The 24,314-nt window shown below is 52.3% G+C and carries 26 protein-coding genes, 2 tRNA genes, 1 rRNA gene and 2 riboswitches; of the genes, 24 read left to right on the top strand and 5 right to left on the bottom strand.

Features of this window, described 5'->3' with window-relative positions:
- Positions 1-83: 83 nt before the first annotated feature.
- The 4 genes from zapE (at position 84) to CIG75_RS08240 (ending at position 3,795) form a co-directional block, all read left to right on the top strand.
- Positions 84-1,028 (top strand): AFG1/ZapE family ATPase, encoded by a 945-nt coding sequence (gene zapE, locus CIG75_RS08225; protein WP_094236223.1) that lies wholly within the window; start codon positions 84-86, stop codon positions 1,026-1,028.
- 92 nt (positions 1,029-1,120) lie between these two features.
- Positions 1,121-1,627: a hypothetical protein gene (locus tag CIG75_RS08230; protein ID WP_094236224.1), complete on the top strand. Its 507-nt coding sequence runs from the start codon at positions 1,121-1,123 to the stop codon at positions 1,625-1,627.
- A gap of 168 nt (positions 1,628-1,795) precedes the next feature.
- On the top strand, positions 1,796-2,704 hold the full coding sequence (locus CIG75_RS08235) for a phosphate/phosphite/phosphonate ABC transporter substrate-binding protein (RefSeq protein WP_094236225.1): 909 nt from the start codon (positions 1,796-1,798) through the stop codon (positions 2,702-2,704).
- A 164-nt stretch (positions 2,705-2,868) separates the two neighbouring features.
- Positions 2,869-3,795, top strand: a complete 927-nt coding sequence (locus CIG75_RS08240) for a hypothetical protein (RefSeq protein ID WP_094236226.1) — start codon at positions 2,869-2,871, stop codon at positions 3,793-3,795.
- Here the strand turns inward: CIG75_RS08240 and CIG75_RS08245 are convergent.
- Both CIG75_RS08245 and CIG75_RS08250 read right to left on the bottom strand, forming a co-directional pair.
- Complete coding sequence (locus CIG75_RS08245) at positions 3,723-4,595, bottom strand: YqhG family protein (protein WP_157729451.1); 873 nt, start codon at positions 4,593-4,595, stop codon at positions 3,723-3,725. The genes CIG75_RS08240 and CIG75_RS08245 overlap by 73 nt on opposite strands.
- A gap of 73 nt (positions 4,596-4,668) precedes the next feature.
- Positions 4,669-6,351: a DEAD/DEAH box helicase gene (locus CIG75_RS08250; RefSeq protein ID WP_227874384.1), complete on the bottom strand. Its 1,683-nt coding sequence runs from the start codon at positions 6,349-6,351 to the stop codon at positions 4,669-4,671.
- A gap of 126 nt (positions 6,352-6,477) precedes the next feature.
- Positions 6,478-6,607, top strand: a riboswitch (glycine riboswitch).
- 3 nt (positions 6,608-6,610) lie between these two features.
- A riboswitch (glycine riboswitch) is annotated at positions 6,611-6,673 on the top strand.
- 70 nt (positions 6,674-6,743) lie between these two features.
- Between CIG75_RS08250 and gcvT the strand changes: the two genes are divergently transcribed.
- From gcvT to gcvPB, 3 genes are read left to right on the top strand one after another with little or no spacing between them, the layout of a single operon-like run.
- Positions 6,744-7,841, top strand: coding sequence for a glycine cleavage system aminomethyltransferase GcvT (gene gcvT, locus CIG75_RS08255; protein WP_094236229.1), 1,098 nt, complete (start codon positions 6,744-6,746; stop codon positions 7,839-7,841).
- A gap of 17 nt (positions 7,842-7,858) precedes the next feature.
- Positions 7,859-9,211: an aminomethyl-transferring glycine dehydrogenase subunit GcvPA gene (gcvPA, locus tag CIG75_RS08260; protein WP_094236230.1), complete on the top strand. Its 1,353-nt coding sequence runs from the start codon at positions 7,859-7,861 to the stop codon at positions 9,209-9,211.
- Positions 9,211-10,680, top strand: coding sequence for an aminomethyl-transferring glycine dehydrogenase subunit GcvPB (gcvPB, locus tag CIG75_RS08265; protein ID WP_094236231.1), 1,470 nt, complete (start codon positions 9,211-9,213; stop codon positions 10,678-10,680). Before gcvPA ends, gcvPB begins: the two co-directional genes overlap by 1 nt.
- Before the next feature lie 49 nt (positions 10,681-10,729).
- Here gcvPB and CIG75_RS08270 read toward each other — a convergent pair whose 3' ends face one another.
- Positions 10,730-11,347 (bottom strand): histidine phosphatase family protein, encoded by a 618-nt coding sequence (locus CIG75_RS08270; protein ID WP_157729452.1) that lies wholly within the window; start codon positions 11,345-11,347, stop codon positions 10,730-10,732.
- Positions 11,348-11,458: 111 nt separating this feature from the next.
- Here CIG75_RS08270 and aroQ point away from each other — a divergent pair, with 111 nt between their 5' ends.
- From aroQ to CIG75_RS08335, 14 genes are all read left to right on the top strand, one after another.
- Positions 11,459-11,917 (top strand): type II 3-dehydroquinate dehydratase, encoded by a 459-nt coding sequence (gene aroQ / locus CIG75_RS08275; protein WP_094236233.1) that lies wholly within the window; start codon positions 11,459-11,461, stop codon positions 11,915-11,917.
- Between the two features lie 26 nt (positions 11,918-11,943).
- Positions 11,944-13,011, top strand: coding sequence for a M24 family metallopeptidase (locus CIG75_RS08280; protein WP_094236234.1), 1,068 nt, complete (start codon positions 11,944-11,946; stop codon positions 13,009-13,011).
- A gap of 40 nt (positions 13,012-13,051) precedes the next feature.
- Positions 13,052-13,609 carry an elongation factor P gene (gene efp / locus CIG75_RS08285; protein ID WP_094236235.1) on the top strand — a complete coding sequence of 186 codons (558 nt, stop codon included), beginning with the start codon at positions 13,052-13,054 and terminating at the stop codon, positions 13,607-13,609.
- A 127-nt stretch (positions 13,610-13,736) separates the two neighbouring features.
- The gene (locus CIG75_RS08290) at positions 13,737-14,012 is read left to right on the top strand and encodes a YqhV family protein (protein WP_094236236.1); all 276 of its coding nucleotides are present in this window, start codon (positions 13,737-13,739) and stop codon (positions 14,010-14,012) included.
- 85 nt (positions 14,013-14,097) lie between these two features.
- A complete protein-coding gene (locus tag CIG75_RS08295; RefSeq protein WP_094236237.1) occupies positions 14,098-14,547 on the top strand; it encodes a CD1247 N-terminal domain-containing protein in 450 nt (149 codons plus the stop codon).
- 390 nt (positions 14,548-14,937) lie between these two features.
- Entirely contained in the window at positions 14,938-15,081 is a 144-nt protein-coding gene (locus CIG75_RS20670; protein WP_157729453.1) for a hypothetical protein, read from the top strand.
- Between the two features lie 143 nt (positions 15,082-15,224).
- Positions 15,225-16,451, top strand: coding sequence for an MFS transporter (locus tag CIG75_RS08300; protein WP_094236238.1), 1,227 nt, complete (start codon positions 15,225-15,227; stop codon positions 16,449-16,451).
- Positions 16,452-16,506: 55 nt separating this feature from the next.
- Entirely contained in the window at positions 16,507-17,235 is a 729-nt protein-coding gene (locus tag CIG75_RS08305; RefSeq protein ID WP_094236239.1) for a polysaccharide deacetylase family protein, read from the top strand.
- A 237-nt stretch (positions 17,236-17,472) separates the two neighbouring features.
- Positions 17,473-18,132: a hypothetical protein gene (locus tag CIG75_RS08310; RefSeq protein WP_094236240.1), complete on the top strand. Its 660-nt coding sequence runs from the start codon at positions 17,473-17,475 to the stop codon at positions 18,130-18,132.
- 102 nt (positions 18,133-18,234) lie between these two features.
- On the top strand, positions 18,235-19,119 hold the full coding sequence (locus CIG75_RS08315; RefSeq protein WP_265415070.1) for a DMT family transporter: 885 nt from the start codon (positions 18,235-18,237) through the stop codon (positions 19,117-19,119).
- A gap of 101 nt (positions 19,120-19,220) precedes the next feature.
- Positions 19,221-19,296: transfer RNA gene (locus CIG75_RS08320), tRNA-Thr, on the top strand.
- 17 nt (positions 19,297-19,313) lie between these two features.
- Positions 19,314-19,400: transfer RNA gene (locus tag CIG75_RS08325), tRNA-Leu, on the top strand.
- Positions 19,401-19,412: 12 nt separating this feature from the next.
- A 5S ribosomal RNA gene (gene rrf, locus CIG75_RS08330) occupies positions 19,413-19,529 on the top strand.
- 254 nt (positions 19,530-19,783) lie between these two features.
- Positions 19,784-20,134, top strand: coding sequence for a hypothetical protein (locus tag CIG75_RS08335; protein WP_094236242.1), 351 nt, complete (start codon positions 19,784-19,786; stop codon positions 20,132-20,134).
- 134 nt (positions 20,135-20,268) lie between these two features.
- On the opposite strand, the gene CIG75_RS08340 is transcribed toward CIG75_RS08335, so the two are convergent.
- Together CIG75_RS08340 and CIG75_RS08345 are read right to left on the bottom strand one after the other, a co-directional pair.
- Positions 20,269-21,297 carry a ThiF family adenylyltransferase gene (locus CIG75_RS08340; protein WP_094236243.1) on the bottom strand — a complete coding sequence of 343 codons (1,029 nt, stop codon included), beginning with the start codon at positions 21,295-21,297 and terminating at the stop codon, positions 20,269-20,271.
- A gap of 3 nt (positions 21,298-21,300) precedes the next feature.
- On the bottom strand, positions 21,301-22,020 hold the full coding sequence (locus CIG75_RS08345) for a molybdenum cofactor biosynthesis protein (RefSeq protein WP_094236244.1): 720 nt from the start codon (positions 22,018-22,020) through the stop codon (positions 21,301-21,303).
- A gap of 83 nt (positions 22,021-22,103) precedes the next feature.
- Here CIG75_RS08345 and moaA point away from each other — a divergent pair, with 83 nt between their 5' ends.
- The 3 genes from moaA to CIG75_RS08360 are packed head-to-tail and all read left to right on the top strand — an operon-like array spanning position 22,104 to position 24,096.
- Entirely contained in the window at positions 22,104-23,102 is a 999-nt protein-coding gene (gene moaA, locus CIG75_RS08350; protein WP_094236245.1) for a GTP 3',8-cyclase MoaA, read from the top strand.
- A 17-nt stretch (positions 23,103-23,119) separates the two neighbouring features.
- Complete coding sequence (gene moaC, locus CIG75_RS08355; RefSeq protein WP_094236246.1) at positions 23,120-23,611, top strand: cyclic pyranopterin monophosphate synthase MoaC; 492 nt, start codon at positions 23,120-23,122, stop codon at positions 23,609-23,611.
- A complete protein-coding gene (locus tag CIG75_RS08360; RefSeq protein ID WP_094236247.1) occupies positions 23,608-24,096 on the top strand; it encodes a MogA/MoaB family molybdenum cofactor biosynthesis protein in 489 nt (162 codons plus the stop codon). Before moaC ends, CIG75_RS08360 begins: the two co-directional genes overlap by 4 nt.
- The last annotated feature ends 218 nt before the right edge of the window (positions 24,097-24,314 follow it).

A 24,314-nucleotide genomic window follows, 5' to 3' on the forward strand; every position in this document is an offset into this window, starting at 1 on the left:
AGGAGGCGCTTGACCTCATGGTACTCTAAATCGTATATGCACATCGATCATATTCATCAGAAGACCTGAGAGGAGGGTATGCAATGGAGCACATCGGTTCGGCAATGGGCATTGCCGCGCGATTGAAAGGGCAGTTCGACTATTCGCCCGACTATTTTCGGGAACGGCTGCCGCTTTTGAGATCGTTTGATGTGAACGATCAAACGATCAAGCGAGGCGCGATCCTTTTGCTCGATTTGATCAAACAGGAGCGGATCTGCGGCAACTGCCAAGGCTACGACAAGTGTGGGAAAGAAGGCGACTCCAAAGGCCTGTACGACTATCTTGACCTGTATCAGGATCAGTTGACCGTTCGCACCGGCCCTTGCAACCCCTTTTTAAAACATATTGAAATGCGGGAAGCGTCGAGCCTGCGTGAGTTTTCTGAAAAGACGTTTACCGATAAAGAGTATCGCTTTGAAAATTTCCCGCAGGAACAGGCCCGCAAACACCCGGAGCTGTATGCGGCGGCGATGGAGTTCGCCAGTGGATACGACCATCGCCGCAATCCGCTGGAACAGGCGGCCGCTTTTAAAGGGCTTTATATCTTTGGATCTCCGGGTGTTGGGAAAACGCACCTGATGCTGGCCATCTGTAACATGCTTGATGATCGGCAGGTTCCGAACATCTTTGTGCGCGCCGACACCATTTTTGACAAACTTCGCGGTATGGCGGCAAGCGGGCAGGACATGGAAGCGGTGCTGGAAAAATACTGCACCGTTCCGGTGCTAGCGATCGACGAATTTGCACAGGAGCGTGCGAATGAGTTTACGCTCGACAAGATGTTTCGGATCATCAACCATCGTTTTTCCAATCGGTTGCCGACCTTGTTTACGTCGAACTACGAGCCGCCCGCCGTTTACAAAACATTTTACGATTCGACCAAAACGGTCGATGCGATGATTTCGCGCATCGTGCAAATGACGCGCATCGGTCGTTTGACAGGCAAAGATGCAAGGCTGAGCCAAGTTGAATTTTTAGATGCTTGAGGAGGACTGAACAGGTCCTCCTCTTTTCTATACATGACATACATAGAGAAACGCGGAGCTACTCATACTAGCAGGTAAGAGGTGAGGATCATTTGAACAAGTGGCTGCGCAACTTGAGCACACGATCTCTCCTAACCGTGCTGATAGTAAGCGTGAGCGCTGTGGCATCTGCCGAAACTGTGCTGGAACAGCCCCCTGTGACGCAAGAGACCAAGGCCGAACTGACTGAGCTTCGCGGACAATTGGGTTCGATCAAACAAAAGGAGCACCATATTCGCCAACTCAATCACCAGATGCGAGACAACCGCTATGAACTGCGCCAATTGCTACACGATGGGGGAGACAAAGGGCTTCACGCGCAAGTAGAGCAAGAATTGCAAAGCTTTCATAAGCGCTTGAACAGCGCCTATGTCCTGCACAAACAGGGAGAAGCATTGAAAAAGAAAATCCAGGCCGCCCGTAGCGAGCGCGATCTGAAACGATTGCGGACACTGACAGGGGAACTCGAGCGATTGAAGGGCAAACAGCTCGAACTGCTGCGAATGGCTCATCAAGACTTGAAAGGCGTCTTAGAAAGAGTAAGAAAGCACGTCCGCTAGAGAAAACAGAAGAAATTGCCAGATTGGTGAACCTATTGTTGTCGTTTTGTTGCGTTTGATAACGAAAACTACAAAAAACCGATATTTCTTTTTGGAACGAATGTGCTATACTAATCGTGGCAATAGCCCATTAAATGATCCTATTTACACATTTGGGGGAAAAAACGAATGTTCAAAAAGACTTTTGCAGTTGGTATGACTTTGGCTTTGGCAGCAACCATCGTTGGTTGTGGCACCGATGAAAAAGAAAAAGGCGGCGAAGCAGCGAAGGCCGAAAAAGATCCGGAGAAACTGACAGTAGGCTTCATTCCGTCCCAAAACGCGGAAAACCTGTCGGCAAAAGCAAAGCCGCTGGGCGACCTGCTCTCCAAAGAGCTGGGAATTCCGGTAGAAGTACAAGTTACCACCAACTTCAACGGTCTGGTTGAAGGTATGGCAGCGAAGAAAGTAGACGTTGGCTTCCTGAACCCGATCAACTACGTATTTGCACATGACAAGAAGAAAGCAGTTAAAGTCCTGCTGCAAACTGAGCGTAACGGTTCGCCGTCCTATCGTGCCATGTTCGTAAAACGTGCTGATGACACGACCCTGAACAAAGTTGAAGATGTAAAAGGTAAGAAAGTAGCGTTTGTTGACGCAGCTTCCGCAGCTGGTTACATCTACCCGGCTGTTATGCTGAAAGGTGTCAACATCAACCCGGAAACCGACGTAAAAGCAACCCTCGCTGGCGGTCACGACAAAGCGCTGATGGCGCTGGTACGCGGTGACGTTGACGTTGCGACCGTATTCGAAGACGCTCGTACCGTTATCACCAAAGAAGTTCCGGATGCAACCACCAAGCTCGTACCGTTCGCATACTCCGAGCCGATCCCGAACGACACCGTTTCGATCCGCAACGGTTTCTCCGATGAGTTCAACAAAAAAGTTCAAGACGCGTTCATCGCGATCATGAAAACTGACGAAGGTAAAAAGATCGGTAAAGAGATCTACTCCTTCGACAACCTCGTGGTTTCCGACGACAAGAACTTTGACCCGGTTCGTAAAGCGATCGAAGTTATGGGCCTCGAACCGAAGTAAGTTATATAAACGACAACAAACGACTCTCCTCACGGAGGGTCGTTTTTTTTGTCAAAAAATTTATCAGAACGCCCGACAGGTTTTAACAAACATTGCATGCCAGACTCGTTACTCTAAAAGCAGAGGCACCGAACCAGGCACCATCTGCCAAAGGAGTGAAGACCATGGGCCAGAAAATCCGCACCATCACGATGCTGATGATCCTGTTTGCGACTAGCTCCGCCATATCCACTCTCGCAGAAGCACCTGTAACCGCGACGCAACCTGCACAACAGCGACAAAAAGATCTGAACATACGCACCCCGCAGCTTTCCGAAGCCCCCGACATTACCGCTCTCTTGCAGCGCGTTGCCAAACTCAGCGAATTTTCCGGATGGCAAGGCGCCACTGCTCAGTTTGTGCGTGTGCTTCACAACACAGTGGGTCGGCAAAACGCCTTGCTCTATCACATCCAAAGCGATGGTCAGCCAGCCGGTTATGTCGTCACGACGCCCGATGGGCAGCGCCTGTTCGAATTTGGGCGTCAACAAGCCCGGATGCCGCCTGAAGAAGTGGAAAGCCAATTGTTAGAAAGTGGATATCTTTACGCTGGACCGATGCTGCACCTTGTCTATTACGGGCATGACCACGACGGGGCAACCCTCGACCTTTACAATCTGCTGACCGGGGAGACCCTCCCTTGGGGAGAAGTGAGAAGCAAAGTTCCGGTCATGGACGTTGCTCAAACATCACCAATTCTGGCGGAGTATGATGTTGCAAGCTCCACATCGACCGAAAGCGATGCGCTCTATGCCACGGGCCGATTCGGGCAGTTCCAACTACAGGCGGCCAATCAAAAAGGCGTCTACCCGCTACAGACCTATGCAGCAGGAGACACCTTTTCAGCACCGTCCTACATCGTCTATGACGCCATACCGGGCAAATTATACGTCACCTTGCAAGTGACAAAAGTTGTGGCGCTTGAGAGTGGGCGATATGTAAAAGTTCAGGACCCCTTTGCTCAGGATCGCGCGGCGGTCTACATCGACAGCCGATTTCCGGTGAACGTGTTCCTGACCGAGTCGTCTGCCACATACACCCAGCCAAAATGAAACGGTTCGATCTGCACGCGTGGAGCGCAGCGCCATCTTAGCTCAGCGACCCGCAGTTCCCGTTCGGCTGCGTACAGCGCAGCCTTTTTCTCTTGTTCAACAGCCGTTTTGGACTCATCGGCATGGAGCAGTCCGAGCGACTCATAATAGGTTTCCAACTGCTCCAATTCTTGGGCCAGATGTGCCTCCGCTTGCTCAGCCCACGAATGATCCAGCCTTTCGATCTGCTCGGTCAAGCTCGCTTTCAATCGTCGATACCCTTCCGCTAGTGACAGTTGGACAGGCTGAAGCATGGCGGCAGCAGGGGGGGTCTCTCGAAAGGGGAGATTGGCAAGGCGAGCATCAAATTCTGGCACCACCTCACCTGTGCCGAGATGAACGCCATACGATACGATCTCATCACGCCTGCGATCGGCAATATAGGACAGCTTAAATGTTGTCATCAAATAGGGAGCGAGTGGCTTCGCGTTCACCAGTTGATAGGCTTTTGTCACGCGACCGCGTTTTTGCGTTGACTCGATGATCTTATTCAGTCGAAAACTCCCGAGCGTCACAAACTCCATGCGCTCAACACCCTCGATGACCAGATCCGGATCGAACGCTAAAGAGAGCACCGAATTGGGCACCTCCTGACCTATCGCCTCTACATACATCCAGTAATAGGGACGATCGGTTAACTCCTTGTCCACATCCCGTGGCAGTTCGACCTGTAAGAAGTTGACCTGATCCACTAAAATTGTAGCTCCGACCGCTTGGAAATAGCGCCGGCAAAAATCTTGAATCTCCTGCTGATTCTCCACAAAAACCCTCCTTTCCGCCGCTGCTGCCATCGAGTTTCGCTAGCTGTCCGCAGCGATCAACAGTGCCAGTGCGCTACATCTTGACCGAAGCTTCCTTCAACTTCTCGCCCAATTCCTCATATTTTGCCTGCAACTCGTCCTGCGAGGCGCCATTAACCAACAAATCCATCATGTCATGATCAAACTGTCGCCCCACTTTTAAATTGCCTAGGATCAGATCCAACTCGCCGATCACCAGTTCGAACATCGTGATCTTTTCATTGAGCAATCCGACAATATGCTCCTCGATCGTTCCTCTGGTCGATAGATTGTAGACGTTGACGTCATTCGTCTGTCCCAACCGATGCACCCGTCCAATCCGTTGTTCGACCCGCATGGGGTTCCAGGGTAAGTCAAAGTTGATCACATGATGACAAAACTGCAAATTGATCCCCTCACCGCCTGCTTCTGTCGCAACGAGCACCTGAAATCGATTTTTAAACAACTCGGTCATCCAATCCTTTTTACTCTTCTTAAACCCGCCGCGAAACATCACAGCTTTGATTCCGTTTTGCTGCAACATGTATAAAATAAAATCCTGAGTGGCTCTGTACTCTGTAAAAATGATCACCTTATCATCGATTTGCTTCAACAGTTCAATGCATTTATTGACCTTGGTATAGGCTGGGATACTTTCGGCCAACTCATACAGATGCTGGACGCGATCTTTGATCTCATGCGGGGTCTTCTCGCTTTCTTTCATCCCTTTCAACGAGACGAGCGCAGCATATGGCGACGAGCAGATCTGACGTTGCAGATTGATCAACTGCAACACGTTACCTTTGCCTTCCTCGCGCAGTGCCGTATACTGCTCCTTGATAAAAGCACTCACGCTGTCGTACAATTCTCGCTCATCGGGTGACAAGTCGAGCATGATCGACTCGACAATCCGTTTGGTAAACTGTACGCCGCCTTCCGAACGTTTATTGCGAATCATCACTTCGGACAACGCTTCCTTCAGTTCAGTGCGGTTTTTGGGGAGGCGTTTATTCTCCACAAATGTGCTCGAATATTCGGTTGAAGAGCCTAACTGTCCAGGTTTGAGCAAAGTGATCAAGTTATACAATTCTTTCATATCATTCTGCACCGGAGTGGCCGTCAGCAACAAAAGATACTTTTTGCGGAGCGTATTGATCAGCTCCCAATTTTTCGATTTGCGGTTCTTCAGCTTATGTGCCTCATCGACGATCACGAGGTCCCAATCCTGAGCCAGTACGATCTCCCGATGCGCATCGCGCTTCGCTGTATCGATCGAAGAGACGACAATCTCATAATCGGTCCAACTGTACGTGTTCTTTTGCGCCCAAGCTTGAATGTTAAACTTGGTGCTCAACTCCCGTACCCACTGAATCACCAAAGAAGAAGGCACCAAGATCAGCACCTTCTTCACCAACCCCCGAATCAGATACTCCTTCAAAATCAACCCGGCCTCGATCGTTTTGCCAAGCCCGACCTCATCGGCTAAGATCGCCCGGCCATGCAGTTCATTGAGCACCTTTTTCGCCGTCTCGATCTGATGGGGGAAAGGTGTGATCAAAGGCAGTTGTTGCATGCAGATCAACTGATCAAAATTGGGCACGACACGCGTTCTTTCCGCCTCAAGCGCCAGACGGAACAACTCCCACGAATCCCACTCCCCATCTTTCTCACGCTCGAACAGCTGATCGGCCACACTCTCTTGCCAGTCCAATTTTGGCATGAAGCGAGACTTCTCCAAGCGACTCACCTCCGTCATCTACTTGTACGGATAGTATGACCACAAAAGGGGAAAATTTTTCGAGAGACGGTTCCAAATGGGTGAGATTATGATATGATGTAAGCGTAACCAAACAATAATTGCGAATGATCGTCGGTGGGAGAGAGCACAATGTTCGTTTTTTCGGAATCGAACCTCCTGTGACGCCGAAGGAGCAAGCAGCATCCCGCCCAAGGGTGTGTGCGAATCTCTCAGGCAAACGTACCGCCGCGGGACGCAACTCTGGAGAGAGCCGAGCTTTCGGCCACCCAAGGTGTAAAACTCTCAGGTAAAGTGTACAGAGGAGACCGGGCCTAACAGGCATACGTGTCTCCTTTTTTGATCGCTACATACAAGCAATAGGGGGTATTTTGGTGGAGAATTTGAAAAAAACACCTTTGTTCGAAGTGTACCCGAACTACAACGGCAAAATTATCGATTTTGGCGGCTGGGCGTTGCCCGTTCAGTATTCTGGCATCTTGGACGAACATGAAGCGGTGCGTAACCGCGCAGGCTTGTTCGACGTGTCGCACATGGGCGAACTGATCGTCACAGGCACGGACGCGCTGGCAAACATCCAAAAGTGGATCACCAATGACGCTTCCAAATTGGCGGACGGCCAAGCGATTTACTCCCCGATGTGCTATGAAAACGGCGGCGTTGTCGATGATCTGCTCGTCTACAAAAAGGGTGATCACAACTATCTGATCGTCGTCAATGCATCGAACATCGAAAAAGACTTCGCTTGGGTGCAAGAGCACGCATTTGGCGATGTCTCCATCCACAATGCTTCGGACGAAACGGCTCAACTCGCGCTGCAAGGACCGCTCGCTGAACAAGTGTTGCAAAAGATGACCGATGCGGACCTCTCGCAGATCAAATACTTTTGGTTTCTTGACAACGTTGATGTCGCAGGCATCAAATGCCTCGTCTCTCGCACGGGCTATACAGGGGAAGACGGGTTTGAACTGTACTGTGCAGCAACTGATGTCGCCAAGCTCTGGGACTCGATCCTTGCGACCGGCAAAGAGGACGGCGTGTTACCGATCGGACTTGGTGCTCGCGACACGCTGCGCTTTGAAGCGCGTCTCCCGCTCTACGGCCAAGAGATCACCGAGAACATCTCGCCGCTCGAATCGGGCCTTGGCTTCTTCGTGAAATTGGACAAAGGCGATTTTATCGGTCGTGAAGTGTTGGCGAAACAAAAAGAAGAAGGTGTCAAGCGCAAACTGGTCGGCTTCGAGATGACCGAGCGCGGCATCCCGCGCACGCATTATGAAGTGCAAGTTGACGGCGTGAAAATCGGGGAAGTCACCACGGGCACGATGGGACCGACTGTCAAGAAAAACATCGGTCTGGCGCTGATCGACGTCCAGTATGCGACGATCGGACAAGAGCTCGACATCATCATCCGCAATAAGCCTGTCAAAGGTGTCATCATCAAAACGCCGTTCTACAAGCGTCAGAAGTAAAAGGGAGGCCAACCTGAGTGAATAAATTCAGTTACATTCCGAACACGGAAGCTGACCGCAAGCAAATGCTCGACTTTCTGGGCGTCGAAAAAGTAGAAGACCTGTTCAACGACATCCCGGAGCGTGCTCGCCTCGGACGCGCGCTGAACATCCCCAAAGAGCTGTCTGAAGTCGAACTGTATCGTTATTTTAACGAACTTGCTTCCAAAAACAAGAACCTCGAAGAGCACATCAACTTCCTCGGTGCAGGCGCCTATCAGCATCACATTCCGGCAGTTGTCGATTCGATCATCGGCCGTTCCGAGTTCTTTACCTCCTACACCCCGTACCAGCCGGAAATCTCGCAAGGGATGTTGCAGGCGATCTTCGAATACCAGACGATCGTCTGCGAATTGACCGGCATGGACGTTTCGAACGCTTCGATGTACGACGGCCCGACCGCCTTTGGCGAAGCGGCGTTCATCGCCTGTGCGGCAACGCGCAGAAGCAAAGTGATCGTCGCGCGCTCGGTCAACCCGGAGTATCGTGAAGTTCTGGCGACTTACTCCTATGGTCAAAACATCGAAGTGGTGGAAGTTGGCATCGAGAATGGCCTCATCGACCTGAACGATCTCGAGGCGAAGCTCGATGATACGGTTGCTGGCGTGTTTGTTCAATATCCGAACTTCTTCGGTAGCATCGAAGACCTGAAAGTGATCGGCGAAATGGCACACAGCAAAAAAGCGCTGTTCATCGTTTCTGTCAACCCGATCGCGATGGGTGTGCTCGAAGCGCCGGGCAACTTTGACGCAGACATCGTCGTCGGAGAAGGTCAGTCGATGGGCAACCGCATCTCCTTTGGTGGCCCGTACCTCGGCCTTCTGGCTGTTAAAAAAGATCAAGTGCGCCGCATCCCGGGCCGTGTTGTCGGACAAACGACCGACTTGGATGGCCGCCGTGCGTTCGTGCTGACTCTGCAAGCGCGCGAACAGCACATTCGCCGCGAAAAAGCGTCCTCCAACATTTGCTCCAACCAAGCGCTCAACGCACTGGCTGCGACGGTGTACGCTACCTACATGGGCAAGCACGGTTTCCAAGAAGTCGCACGTCTCAACCTGCAAAAAGCGCATTATGCATTTAAGCGTCTGACTGCGATTCCGAAAGTGAAAGCACTCTTTGAAAACACGCCGTTCTTCAACGAGTTCGCGATCCAGATCGAAGGCGATGTGGCCGAAGTAAACAAACAGCTGCTCGAAAGCAAGATCGTCGGCGGCTACGACCTTGGCACGACCTATCCGGAGTTCAAAGGTGCGATGCTGATCGCCGTGACCGAGCTGCGCACGAAAGAAGACATTGATCTGTTGGCCGAAAGACTGGAGGCGATCCTGTAATGCGTCAAGAGAAAGATAAAGCGTTGATTTTTGAACTGAGTCAAGCGGGCCGCATCTCCTACAGCTTGCCGGATCTTGATGTGCCGGAAGAGCCGATCGAGAACTTGCTTCCGAAACAATACATCCGCAGCACTCCGGCCGCTTTGCCGGAAGTGGCAGAACTGGACTTGGTGCGTCACTTCACCGAGCTCTCCAAGCGCAACCACGGGGTCGATGACGGCTTCTATCCGCTCGGTTCCTGTACGATGAAATACAACCCGAAACGCAACGAAAAGGCGGCAGCGATCACCGGCTTGGCACAGATTCACCCGCTGCAGCCGCAAGAGCAGGTGCAAGGCGCTCTCGAACTGATGTACAAGTTGCAGAGCGAGCTTGCTGAAATCACTGGCATGGACGAAGTGTCACTGCAACCGGCAGCAGGCGCACACGGCGAGTGGACCGGCTTGATGATGATTCGCGCCTACCATGAGTCGCGTGGCGAGAAGCGCACCACCGTCATCGTGCCAGACTCTGCGCACGGTACCAACCCGGCGTCGGCGACCGTTGCTGGCTATCGCACCGTCACCGTCAAGTCGAACGAAAACGGCGGTGTTGACCTCGAAGCGCTGAAGCAGGTGGTCAATGAGGACACGGCAGCTCTGATGCTGACCAACCCGTCTACGCTCGGACTGTTCGAAGACCAGATCATCGAGATTTCCGAAATCGTGCACGAAGCTGGCGGCATGCTCTATTATGACGGCGCGAACGCCAATGCGATCTTGGGTTATGCGCGTCCGGGCGACATGGGCTTTGACGTGGTTCACTTGAACTTGCACAAAACGTTCACCACTCCGCACGGCGGCGGTGGCCCAGGCTCCGGTCCGGTCGGCGTGAAAAAAGAGTTGATTCCTTTCCTGCCGAAACCGCGCGTGGAGCAAGCAGCAGATGGCTCTTATGTACTGAACTGGGATCGCCCGCAGTCGATCGGCAAAGTCAAAGGTTTCTGGGGGAACTTTGGCATCAACGTGCGTGCGTACTCTTACATCCGCACGATGGGTCCGGAAGGCTTGAAGCGTGTCACCGAAGATGCGGTGCTGAACGCCAACTACATGATGCGTCGTCTGCAGCCGCACTTCGAACTGCCGTATGATCGCGTCTGCAAGCATGAGTTCGTCCTCTCTGGCCGCAAGCTGAAAAAAGAGTACGGAGTCAAAACGCTCGACCTGGCCAAGCGCCTGCTCGACTTCGGTGTCCATCCGCCGACGATCTACTTCCCGTTGAACGTGGAAGAAGCGATCATGATCGAGCCGACCGAAACTGAGAATCTGCAAACGCTCGACTCCTTCTGCGATCTGATGATCCAAATTTCCAAAGAAGCAGAGGAAAACGCAGACCTCATCAAAAACGCACCGTACAACACGAAAGTCAATCGCCTGGACGAAACGACAGCCGCACGCAACCCGGTACTCCGTTTCAACTTCGAAGGGTAAGCGAAAAGGGAGTGCCTTGCGGCACTCCCTTTGCAATCCCTTGTGAACCCTATCCGTCCAGATGGGCGGTACAGCCAATCTCGATGATCTGCCAGCTCCCGTCCGCCTCGCGAAAGACGCGGGTGATGCTGGTATTGCCTAATTTGTTGACACCAGACCCGTGCAGGCCGGCGGAGATGGCGTTGAGAAAGGCGTTGAGAAAGGCGTTGATCGTGCCGCCGTGAGAGACGATGACCACATGTTCGCCCAGGTGATGGTCTGCGATCTTGTCTATCGCTTGGTGTGCGCGGTCGCGAAGAGCTACAAATGATTCGACACCTGCGACATCATATGTGTGATCGCCGTTCCAAAATTCTGGGTAGTGGCGCAAGATTTCCTCGCGGGTCAGTCCTTCGACCTCGCCGAAATGACGCTCGCGCAGGTCTTCAGCAACATGATGGGGCACTTGCGAGCGGCTGGCGATCGTTTCGGCCGTTTTGTGGGCACGCTGTAAATGGCTGGAGTAGAGGGCGTGGAACTGTTCGGCAGACAGGCGTTTGGCGACCGCCTCCGCTTGTGCGAGCCCGATTTCAGACAGCGGGATGTCTTGTGAGCCCTGCAGCCTCATCTCACGGTTCCAGATCGTCTCTCCGTGGCGAACGAGCGTCAACCGTACTAGCTGGTTCATGATGTCACCTCGCAATCCAATTTTCTTCAGTATACCATTTCGCGGGCTCAACTGTTCAATGGCCGATTTTCGTGATAAAATGATTCTTGGACTTTTTGGGAGGTTATCCCTTTGGCGAAAATACTGGTTTTGCATGGACCTAACCTCAATCTTCTCGGCACTCGGGAGCCCGATGTGTACGGGCGGACGACATTGTCTCAGATCAACCGAGACTTGGCGCTGTTGGCCGATCGGTTTGGTGTGGAGTTGGAGAGCTTTCAATCCAACCACGAAGGAGCACTGATCGACCGCTTGCAGGCGTCTGTCGGCAATACGGACGGGATCATTTTCAATCCGGCTGCCTACACGCATACCAGCATCGCCATCCGCGATTGTCTGTCGGCGATCATGATCCCGACAATCGAAGTGCATCTGTCCAACATCCATGCACGAGAGGAGTTCCGTCATCGCTCGATGATCGCTCCGGTCGTCATGGGACAGATCAGCGGCTTAGGCGCGCTCGGCTACACGCTGGCTTTCCATGCGTTGCTTGAAGATTTTGCCAAAAGAGGTTTGTTATCTGCTGAGTAGGCAACTTAGAATAAGGGGGAGATTCTGTGGAACAACGTCTGATCCGTTTGCGTGAAGCGATGACTGCACAGGGCTTGGAAGCGATGCTCATCCTGAAAAAGGAGAACCGTTTTTACATCTCCGGCTTTACCGGTTCGACGGGCTACTTGCTCGTCACGCATGATGAAGCAATTCTGCTCACCGACTTCCGTTATACCGAGCAAGCGACCGAGCAATGCCCGCATTGCCGAGTGGTGGAAGCGAAAGAGCTCCTCGAGTCTCTGAAAAGTGAACTGGCAGCGAAGAAGCTGACCAAGCTGGCGTTTGAAAAGGACTTTGTCAACTACGGTCTGTACGAAACGCTGCGCAATAAGCTTGACGGTGTCACGCTCGAGCCGGCCAGCGATCTTGTTGAGTCAATTCGCATGTTCAAAGACGAGAGTGAACTTGTGATCATGCGCAAAGCTGCTCAGATCGCAGATCAAACGTTCTCGCACATCTTGGGTGTTCTGCGCCCAGGTATCTCCGAGATCGATGTTGCGCTCGAACTGGAGTTCCACATGCGCAAACTTGGCGCAAAGTGCTCCTCGTTCGACATCATCGTAGCTTCGGGGACTCGCTCCTCCTTGCCGCATGGCGTGGCCAGCGAGAAAATTCTCGAAGCGGGCGATTTAGTGACGATGGATTTTGGTGCATACTATCAAGGGTACTGCTCCGACCTCACGCGTACTGTTGTTTTGGGTCAACCGAACGACAAGCAGCGTGAGATCTATGACATCGTCCTGAAATCCCAACTCTTCACGCTCGAGAACATCAAAGTGGGCATGACCGGCATTGAAGCGGACGCGCTGGCACGCGACATCATCACAGAGCATGGTTACGGCGACAACTTCGGTCACTCGCTCGGACATGGTCTGGGCACTGTAGTCCACGAAATGCCGAGCCTGTCTGTTCGCGGCAACATCGTGCTCGAGCCGGGCATGGTCGTGACGGTCGAACCGGGCATCTACATCCCGAACTTCGGTGGCGTGCGCATCGAAGATGACATCGTGATGCAGGAAGGCGGCATTGAGATCCTCACCTCTTCCACCAAGGAACTCCTGATCATCGGGTAGTAAACAAGAAACATCTGTAACCATATAGGAGGCATTTTTCATGATTTCTTCGAACGATTTTCGTCCAGGCGTAACGATTGAGTATGATGGCGGCCTTTGGCGCGTTGTCGAGTTTATGCACGTTAAACCGGGCAAAGGCGCAGCTTTCGTCCGCACCAAGCTGAAGAACATCCGCACCGGTGCGGTTCGTGAGATGACGTTCCGCGCAGGCGAAAAGGTTCCGCGTGCACGCGTTGAAACTCGCAAAATGCAATACCTCTACAACGACGGTGAACTCTACACGTTCATGGACAATGAGACGTATGAGCAATTGGGAGTTCCGGCGAACATGCTGGAAGATGAAATGAAATATCTGCTGGAGAACATGGAATGTGCGGTCATGATCTACGAAGGTCAAGCGATCGGCGTCGAACTGCCGAACACGGTAGTGCTTGAAGTGGCAGAAACCGAACCGGGCATCAAAGGCGACACTGCACAAGGCGGTTCCAAAAACGCTGTCATGCAAACGGGTGCTGTGGTGCAAGTTCCGCTGTTCATCGAAGTCGGTGAGAAACTGATCATCGACACTCGTAACGGCGCATACGTGTCCCGTGCATAACGAATAGCTTGTCCAAAACAAAAAGGTGCGTCCTGGTAGAGGGACGCGCCTTTTTGTTTTGGTGATACCTTGTCCCGCGCGTGCATATCTTCGAGTAGTGGATGTTTGCAGATGAGGAGGCAAGGTGATGTTTTCGTATCTTCGCGATCATATTCTGATCGGAATGGCCGGACTAAGGCTGCTCTCCGGGATGATTGAGGTGACGGTTGCCATCCTGATGTTTTACTTCGGCAGCGTCCAGAAAGCGGTGCAACTAAACGCAGCTCTTGCCTTAGTAGGGCCAACCGTATTGATTTTAGTGACGTCGCTCGGTCTGATCGGTCTGGCTGACAGGTTGGAATTTTGGCGCATGGTCGTTGTGATGTGTGGTGTGGGACTGATTCTTTGGGGCGTTCGCGGTTAATTCGTGGCAAGGTTGGTCAAACTAGCGTGTGGATGGAAATATTAGCGTAGCGACGCTTTATAGCCGCGAAGGAGGATCGAGTCACTTGAACCAAATCAAAGAACGATTGGCTTATCTGAAAGGTTTGGCAGAAGGATTGAACGTAGGGCAAAGCACTCCGGAAGGCCGCGTGCTTGTCGGTATCATGGAAGTCATGAATGAGATGGCTCGCTCTCTTGATCGCTTGACGATGATGCAGGATCAATTGGAAGAGTACATCGAAGCGGTCGATGATGACCTCGGAGATTTGGAAGATCACGTATTTGGCGAGAGTCTTGAGGAAGATGATTTCGAATATGACGAGGATCTTGAGCTGGATGACGACACCGCCATCGAATATTTGGAGATGATTTGCCCAAACTGCGGGGAGACCGTGTTTGTGGATGAAGATGTATTTAAAGGTGATGAAATTATCGAAGTGCTCTGCCCGGAATGTCAAGAGACCGTTTTGGTCAATGACAACACGGGCGAGGATGAAGTGACTACAGACTTGTAGCCTTGCTTAAAGTGTGGAAAAAGAGCCCCTGTCCTTGTGCGAGGACAGGGGTTTCGCTATGCCCTTGAGAAGAGGGCGGAGGGGAGCGTGTTTTTCTTTTTGTGGAAGAAGCTGAGAAGGAGTATGATGCAGAGCAGAAAAATGATGAGGAACGCGACGATCCATTTGGTAATTGTGGAGACGAGGTCAGACATGTACCGTCCCTCCTTGGTTTTGTCTTCTCCATTGGTAGTAGATGCAGGTGCAGGAAAGGTTGACTCGTACATGTGTGGAACTTACGAAAAAGATAGGCGGAATAAAATTTAATATATATTTCAGTAAAACTATTGTACATATTGGAATTATTATGGTATGATTTTTCTGAAAATAAAAACAAGGAGGGAAATTACAATGCATGAAAATGGTTTCGTGAATGCAAATGAAATGACTCGTGAAGCGATGTTTGAACTCGATGTTGAAGTGACATCGGTTCAAGCGACGGCTGAGCGCAACACATGGATTACTGGTGCGAGCTGCCTGTACCCGCCGAAGTAATTGTCATCGTTTGGAAGAGATCTGACCTGCTCACAGGTCGGGTCTTTTTTTATTACACCTTTTCAGACGGAACATGTTTCGCGTACAATTATTACGTGTATCGAAAGAACTAATAGGATTATTTTTGAAAGGACGGGGTGTTTATGCAAACGGTTGCCAAGGCAAACGTGAAGTCCACTCCAACCGGCACGATGTACCGGATTTTGTTTGCGATCAGCTTCGTCCATCTGCTCAATGACTCGATGCAGGCGGTGATCCCGGCGATCTATCCGATTTTGCAGCAATCGATGGCGCTGACCTTTACGCAAGTCGGATTGATCTCGTTTGCGCTGAACATGACCTCTTCGGTGTTGCAGCCGGTCGTGGGCTATTGGTCGGACAAACGGCCTAAGCCGTTTTTGTTGCCGTTTGGGATGGGGCTCAGTTTGATCGGGATGCTCGGTCTGGCATTTGCGCCAAACTATGTGCTGATTTTGTGTGCAGTTCTGTTTATCGGACTCGGGTCGGCCGTGTTCCATCCAGAAGGCTCGAAAGTAGCTTATCTGGCGGCCGGAACGAGACGAGGCTTTGCACAGTCTGTGTATCAGGTCGGCGGCAACACGGGGAGTTCGCTGGCTCCGCTGATGACCGCTTTGATCTTTGTGCCGCTAGGGCAGTTTGGCGCAGTCTGGTTCACCTCATTTGCGGCGATCGCAATTTGTGTGCTCCTGTTTGTGTCATCCTGGTACACGCGGGAACTGGCGGCACAGCCCTTGCAACGCAAGTCAAAAGGGGAGCGTAAGTCTGGAGCGCTGAAAAAGCAGATCACGACTGCGATCGTGCTGTTGGTGTTTTTGGTGTTTGCGAGATCGTGGTATTCGTCCGGTCTGGCCAACTACTACCAGTTTTATTTGATCGAAAATTATGGTTTGTCGATATCGAAAGCACAGGTGTTCATCTTCTTGTATATGATCGCAGGTGTCATCGGCACGTTTATCGGGGGACCGCTTGGAGACCGTTTTGGCAAGCGCAAGATGATCTTCTTTTCGATGATTGGAGCGGCACCGTTCGCGTTGCTGTTGCCACACGTTGGTTTGGCGTTGGCGTATCCGCTGTTGTTTGTGATCGGCGTGATCTTATCGACCAGTTGGTCGGTGACGGTGGTGTATGCTCAAGAGTTGATTCCAGGCAAAGTGGGAACGGTGTCTGGGCTGATCGTTGGTCTTGCTTTTGGCCTTGGTGCAATCGGTTCGATCGCACTCGGAAAACTGTCAGACGTGCAGGGGCTCAACTTTACGATGCTCTTCTGCTCCGTGTTGCCACTGCTTGGCATTTTGACCTATCTCTTACCGACAGATCAGAAATTGAAGGAATGGGAAGCGAAAGCGTAGAATTAAAATCGGTCGATTCGGCCGATTTTTTTGTTAGTTTGAGGAGGTTTTTCGAATGAAGAAGCGATGGAAATATGGTGGAATTGCGCTGCTTGTGCTATTCGCCTTGAATGTGTTCGTTTTTTTCGTCTACAACAGGCCGCCCGATCGGGCTTTGTTTCTAGATCCGATCACACATTTTGAGACGGACGAGAAGGTGGTGGCACTGACCTTCGACGACGGGCCGACCAAAGAGTGGACCCTGCCGCTGTTGGATTTGTTAGCCAAACAGGATGTGAAAGCGACGTTTTTTATGACAGGGGATCAAATTGTGGAGAACAGGGAAGTTGCGCAGCGCTTGGTGGAGGTAGGGCATCAGGCCGGGAACCATACGTTGCACCATGACCGGATGATCTATAAATCGCCACAGTATATCAAAGATGATCTGCGCGAGATGGACGGGTTGTTTAACGAGTTGGGCGTGGAAGATACGAGCCTGTTCCGTCCGCCTTACGGAGACAAAATGGTCGTGCTACCGCTGATCCTAAAGCGTCAGGAGCGCAAGTTGGTCACATGGGATATCGACCCGCAGGAGCAGTATGCGCCAAGTTATAAGGGAGAGTTGATCGTGGAGCAGATCATGGCAGATGCTCATCCAGGCGGAATCATTCTGCTACACGATGGCAGGCGCAGCGATCCGAGTACATTTTTGAAGGTGGTCGATGAGGTGATCACGAAGCTGAAGGAACAGGGCTATCGATTTGTGACCGTGTCGGAAGGTCTGCAGCTCGGGTCGGCTCGCTGAGGGAAGACAGAGGATGCAGGAGTTGCATTGCAGGGGTTGCAGGCTCAAACCGACTGCGGTGTATCTGCCGAAACACACGTCGTGTGCCGACAAGACCGCTTGCTGGAACGAGGCACCGCATCCTTTTCAGATCGGACATACTTTTAAGCGAACGCAGAGAGCGCATTGAATTCGAATTCGTATTAACTGGCGGCGTCCAGATGAAATTTATGAGCTAGGTCAAAAGGTGGAATGAAGATGAGTGAGCAGAAGCAACAGCTACGCGTTATTTTTAATGAATTGGCCAAGGAGTATTTGGTCAACGATCTGGTCACGGAGCAGGCGCAATTTCTATTTTTGTTAGAGAGCCCGCATGTGCAGGAGTTGAAATTCGGCGCGCCTGTGTCCGGTTCGTCAGGCGCTTCGATGACGAAACATCTCTACGGTGATCAGTATGAGAAGTATCCTCTGGGCGTGCTGATCAAAAAGAACCACGATGAGCAGTTGAACCGCCCTTCGCTAAACAAGGTCGGGTTGATGAACGTCTGTCCAATTCCGATGCAGGGAGCGGCTTATCAGAGCGCTGCTGTCCGTGCGCGTTATGGTGAGTTTTTTCAGGTGTTGGAGGGAGTGCGTTCTGGGAACAACAAAGTGGTATACAGCAATCCGGCGTGGAATGCTGTGCAGGAGATCCTGGTCAACAGCCTGCGCAAAAAGCTGGTCAAGCTACAAGAGCGATCTTTGGTCATCGTGCCGTGCGGGCGATTTGCGCAGAAATTTTTCCGGCTTGCTGCTGTGCAAAGCACGATGTGGCAGGTGATCGAAGGCGTGCCGCATCCCTCATATAACGGGTGGAGCAAAAGCGAGTATGCGGGGGCGGTCGATCGCTTAAAGAAAGAATTTTTCAATCGAGAATAGCTTTAATCTTCGCAACGCTTGGTGTGAGGTGTATACTTTCTCTAAAGTGTGACAGCTTGAGAGAGGATGCATGGCATGAATGCGCGGGTAAGAGGGTTTTCGATGGTGTTGATTGGAGCGATGTTGTGGGGCCTGTCTGGGACGGCCGCCCAAAAGCTCTTTGAGGATTATGGCTTTACGACAGGTTATCTGGTCACGATGCGGCTGTTGATCGCAGGTTCGTTGCTGCTTGGCTTCGCTTGGATTCGTGGGAAACGCGTGGCATTGCTCGGGGTGTGGAAGGATCGCCGGGACCGGATCGGGCTGATCGTCTTCGGTCTGCTCGGGTTACTTGGGGCACAGTATACCTATTTTATCGCCATCGAGACGGGAAATGCGGCGACGGCGACCTTGCTTCAATATTTAGCGCCGCTTTTGGTCACGATGTACGTCGCTGTTCAAGCGCGCAAGATGCCGCGGGCGATTGAAATGGGAGCGGTGCTGCTCGCGCTGTTGGGAACTGCGCTCTTGGTGACCAACGGGCGCTGGGACGCCTTGTCGGTGCCTGGCATTGCGGTGTTCTGGGGCGTGATCTCGGCAGTGCCTTTGGCGTTTAACACGCTCTATCCGGGTGGACTTCTCTCGCGCTATGGGGCAGAAGTTATCGTCGGGTGGGGGATGTTGATCGGCGGCTTGGGGCTATTGTTCATCGAACGACCGTGGCTTTCGATCGGCCACGTTTGGACGGGCATGAGCTTGTCGCTTGTACTGTTTGTCATTTTCTTCGGCACTTTGATCGCATTTCTGCTGTATTTGGGCTCGCTGCGGTATAACACGCCGACGGAGACCAGTCTGCTCGCTTGCCTTGAGCCGCTGGTTGCGGTCATCGCATCGGTGGTATGGTTACACGTGCAGTTTGGGATCTATCAAGCGATCGGTGGACTCTGTATCATGGGAACGGTGGCGATATTATCGCTTCCGAAGAAGGAAGACAGATCTAACCGCTAATTTTGACCCATTTTGATTGTTTGGTGAGATTGAGATTGAGAAGAGGCCATGATAAGATAACTCTTGTCACCGCGATACACAAGCGGTTGTCACAAAAACGTGCCGGTGTAGCTCAGATGGTAGAGCAACTGACTTGTAATCAGTGGGTCGAGGGTTCGATTCCTTTCGCCGGCACCACTTTATCAATCGAATACGCGGTCATGGCGGAATTGGCAGACGCGCAAGATTCAGGTTCTTGTGGGGGCAACCCTGTGGAGGTTCAAGTCCTCTTGACCGCACCATCAATTTTTATATCTAGTGATAATGTCGTAGAGGTCACACCTGTTCCCATCCCGAACACAGAAGTTAAGCTCTACAGAGCCAATGGTACTTGGACCGCAGGGTCCTGGGAGAGTAGGACGTCGCTAGGTAATAAGAGAAAGGACCCGATCTTCTTAGATCGGGTCTTTTTTGTTGTTTAACAAGTACATAGAAACAGTGCCACGTTCGAAGCGGAGCGAAGAACCACCGGAGCGAAAGCGGAGGTATGGTACTTGGACCGCAGGGTCCTGGGAGAGTAGGACGTCGCTAGGCGAGTGAAAGACTCAATTCATAGAATTGAGTCTTTTTTTGTGTCGATTATTAGGTTCCTCGAATATACTGAACATGGATTTGAGGTGATTTTATGAAACCAGATTGGCGTCCTTGGCTCGATCCTTTTGTTAACGGCATGCGACAAACGCTCGATCTAGCAGTCGCAGCTTTGTTATTAAGCGGTCAGATCACGGTGCGATCGCTCATATTGTCAACCTCATCAGAATTTCGTCTCAACCTCACTGGCCCCATTTTTGGCGGACCACGCACTATAGCGAAAGGGAAGTCAAAGAGCGGGGCGCTGATCTTGGATGCTGTCGATGTGATGATAGCTTTTTTGCTCATCTTGAATCAGCTCAATGTGTCAGGAGTTTTTTTACAAAGCCAACGTTTCAGTTTGACGGTTAGCGGCCCGGCATTTGGCGGGTCAAGGGAGGGGTAACATGGGGCTGACAGATTTGCCAACGATTAAATTCTCGCCGGAGACGAGGTTTTTTATCGCTGTATTTATCGGTTTTTTCTTGTACTTTTTCACAACAGAAGAAAAGACCCAATCGAAATGATCGGGTCTCTTTTTTACATTCCTATGTATTTGGCGTACAGGCTGCGAGCGACGCTCACATCGTCGGTGCCTTGGACAAGTACACGCCCATCAGCGAAGATGACGAGGCGCAGATCGTCAGTTACATAGAAGCGCACAAGGAATTTGTTATGCTCCACCTTTCCGCTTTGCAAAAGGCGGTCTGCGATCGCCTGCAAATCGACATTCCAAGGCTCTGAAGGGGAAATTTGGATCGAGTTGCGCCCACAGAGCGAGACAACTTCATCGCCTGTGCTGGGATTTAGATACTCAAATACGCGTTGCCCACAGCAGATGCAGTTGGGACGCTTCGCTTTCGAGATGTCGATCGACGAAGTGGACGAGTCCCAGATCCCGATGTTGAGCATGGTGCGGCGTACTTTGTCTTGGGCGCCGACCAACAGTTTCATCGCTTCGACCGCTTGATAGGAAGCGACGATATGAATGATTGGGCCGAGCACACCCGCCGTATCACAGGTTGCAGTCGTGCCCGGTGCGGGTGCCGATTCGAACAGGCAGCGCAGGCAAGGCGTCTCGCCCGGCAGGATCGGCACCGTCATCCCATTGGCGCTGACACCGCCACCGTAAACCCAAGGAATCTCGTGTTGCACACAGACATCATTGACCAAAAAGCGCACCTGAAAATTGTCGCTGCCATCAAGCACCAGATCGACGTCTGTGAGCAACTCTTCCGCATTTTTCCACGTCAGATCGGCGACGATAGGCTCGATCTCAACCTGCGAATTGACTTCGCGAAGCATTTCGGCGGCTGCGATCGCTTTGGGCAGTCCATCGGCCGCATGTCGCTCTGTGTAGAGCATCTGCCGTTGTAAATTAGATGCTTCTACAAAATCGCGGTCGATCAGGCGGACGAATCCGACTCCGGCCCGTACCATGTGATTGGCGAGCACAGTACCGAGCGCCCCCATCCCAACGACCGCCACACGGCTGTTCAGCAACTTGCGCTGACCGTCTTCACCGATTCCGGCAAATAATATCTGTCTCGAATAACGCGTCAGATCCATTCTTCAACCCTCCCTCTCTGTTCCTGCACGTAGCGGGTCCCATGGCCCTTGCTGATGGCCGATCCACTCCGTGCCGTCCTCCCAAATTTCCTTTTTCCATATCGGAACGATCTCTTTCAAGCGTTCAATCGCATAGCGACCTGCCTCATATGAGGCGGCCCGGTGCGGGGTCGCGACGGCGATCACCACCGCAGCATCTTCAATCTCCAGCTTGCCGATCCGATGCGACATCGCGACGAGGGTTCCAGGCCATCTTTCGGCGATCTCGCGGTCGATCTGTTCCATCATTTTCACGGCCATCGGCGCATAGGCTTCATATTCCAAATGCACGGTGCGCTTGCCTTGTGTCAGTTCGCGCACAGTGCCGACAAACAGGTTGATCGCTCCGCAAAGCGGGTTGCGCACTTTGGCAAGCACTGCATCGACCGAGATGGGACGTTCGGTGATTTCAAAGCGCTGCTCGGTCTTTGAAGCGTCCTGCCCGCCTGACACGGGTGGCAAGATGGCGATCTCGTCCGCTTCGCTAAGCTCGGTGTCAGGTGGGGAAAACTGCTGGTTGACCGAAGCGAAGGAGATGCGCAGCACCGGCCCAGCAGCAGGGTGTTGTCTGATCAGTTCTGCAAATAAATCGGCAACGCGCGCGCCATCGGGGAGCTCGCCTTCCCAAACTCGGGAGCCGAGCGCTTCGGCGACACCTGCGAATAGTTGTACCGTCAATTTCATAGAGGGAACTCCTTTATCATCATGGGGTCATCCTATATGATATAATAGTTGTCACGAGTTTTCTAGGAAAGGGGGCATTCCCCATGCTGATCGATCAATTCCAGCGGGTCCACGATTATTTGCGCATTTCGGTCACCGACCGTTGCAATTTGCGCTGTCGCTACTGCATGCCGGAGGAAGGGTTGGCCTTTCTCGAACCGAACCGCTACTTGAGCTTTGAGCAGATTACCGAAGTGGTGACCGTGGCGGCCAAACTAGGTGTGCGCCGTCTGCGCATCACCGGAGGGGAACCTTTGGTAAGACCCCACCTTGAACAACTGATTCAACGTTTGTCGGCTATTCCCGGCATTGATGATATCGCGCTGACCACCAATGGGATCTACTTGGCCCAGCGGGCCCAAGCGCTAAAAGAGGCGGGGATCACTCGCGTCAACATTTCCCTCGATTCGCTCCGCCCGGAGCGTTTTGCCAAGATCACCCGCGGCGGCGACCTGTCGCGAGTGCTGGAGGCAATCGAAACCTCTTATGAAGTTGGCTTTGACCCGGTCAAGCTCAACGTCGTGCTGATGAAAGGGTTCAACGACGATGAAATCGACGACTTCTTGCGCCTGTCAATCGAACGCAATGTGACGGTGCGCTTTATCGAATATATGCCGATCGGCCATGAGGGCGAGGACTGGAAAGCGACATACCTGCCGTTGGAGACCGTCTTGGAGCGCTGTCGGGTCAACGGTTGGGAACCTGTCATGCTCGAGCGTGGCATCAAAGGCAACGGCCCAGCGCAGAACTATCAGCTTCCAGGCGCCAAGGGCGCATTCGGGCTGATCCACCCAGTCAGCGACCATTTTTGTCAGAGTTGCAACCGACTTCGACTGACTGCAGACGGCAATCTCAAGCCCTGTTTGTATTGGGAAGATGAGTTCAACGTGAAACAGGCTCTCGGAGATGAACAAAAGCTGGCCGACCTGTTCCAGCGTGCGCTTGAGGCCAAGCCGGAGACACATGAGATGGCAAAAGCGTTGCACGGTGAAGAAAAATCACACAATCCGACACTGCGGCGCATGTCGCAGATCGGTGGCTGATAAGAAGAGGTGGAACGGTGGACGAGAAAAAGCTGACCCATTTTAATGAGCAAGGCCGTGCGCAGATGGTCGATGTCACGCAAAAAGAGGTCACCAAGCGCACTGCGACCGCTTCTGCCCGCATCGAGATGCAGCCGGAGACGTTGACCCTGATTCGCGAAGGCAAAATGAAAAAGGGCGATGTGCTGGCCGTGGCTCAAGTCGCAGGGATCATGGCGGCGAAAAAGACGTCCGACCTCATTCCGATGTGCCATCCGCTGCCCTTGACCAAAGTGGACATCTCCTTTGCGGAGGATGGCGAGCGCGCCTTGCTCGTTCATGCCACCGTCGCAACGACTTATGTGACCGGGGTGGAGATGGAGGCGTTGACCGCTGTGACCACCGCGGCGCTGACCGTCTATGACATGTGCAAAGCGGTCGATAAAGGGATGCTGATTCAAAATGTCGCCCTCGTTGCCAAGACAGGCGGCAAAAACGGCGATTTTCTTCGAGAGGAGGCGGCGCTATGAAGTGGAAAGTGGGCATTCTCACCTCGAGTGACAAAGGAGCGCGAGGCGAACGCGAAGACTTGAGTGGACAGGTGATCCGCGAGATGATGCTCGACATCGCGGGTGACGTCGTTGTCTATCAGATTGTTCCTGATGAATTTGACATTTTGCGCAATTCTATGGTAACCTACTGTGACGAGTTAAATCTGGATATCCTGATCACCACAGGTGGAACGGGTCTCGCTAAGCGCGATGTGACGCCAGAAGCAACGCTTGCGGTGATCGACAGGGAAGTGCCAGGCATGGCGGAAGCGATGCGCGCCGCCTCGATGGAGAAAACCAAGTTCGCCATGCTTTCCCGCGCCGTGGTCGGCACGCGAGGCACTACCTTGATCATCAACTTGCCGGGCAGTCCGAAAGGCGTCCGTGAGTGTTTAGAAGTGCTTCTGCCCGTTTTGCCGCACGCTTTGGAGATTTTACAGGGGCAGGTCGGCGAACATAAGTAATGATTAGTGACAATCGTAAAAACTTTTTTTCTTGGTGAAACTTTTTCACCTCGAAAATCATCTTACATATATGTAAGACCCACAAGCACGGCTCCGCTCTGTTTGCGAAATGGCTAGCGCAGAAGAGTGCAAGTTCCCCAACAACAGACGTTCTGTTTGTGCAGAATGTGGGGACGGTTCGAGCTTATAGGAAAGAGAGACCCTGATTTCGAGCCAAG

This window comes from Tumebacillus algifaecis (assembly GCF_002243515.1).
Classification (GTDB): Bacteria; Bacillota; Bacilli; order Tumebacillales; family Tumebacillaceae; genus Tumebacillus_A; species Tumebacillus_A algifaecis.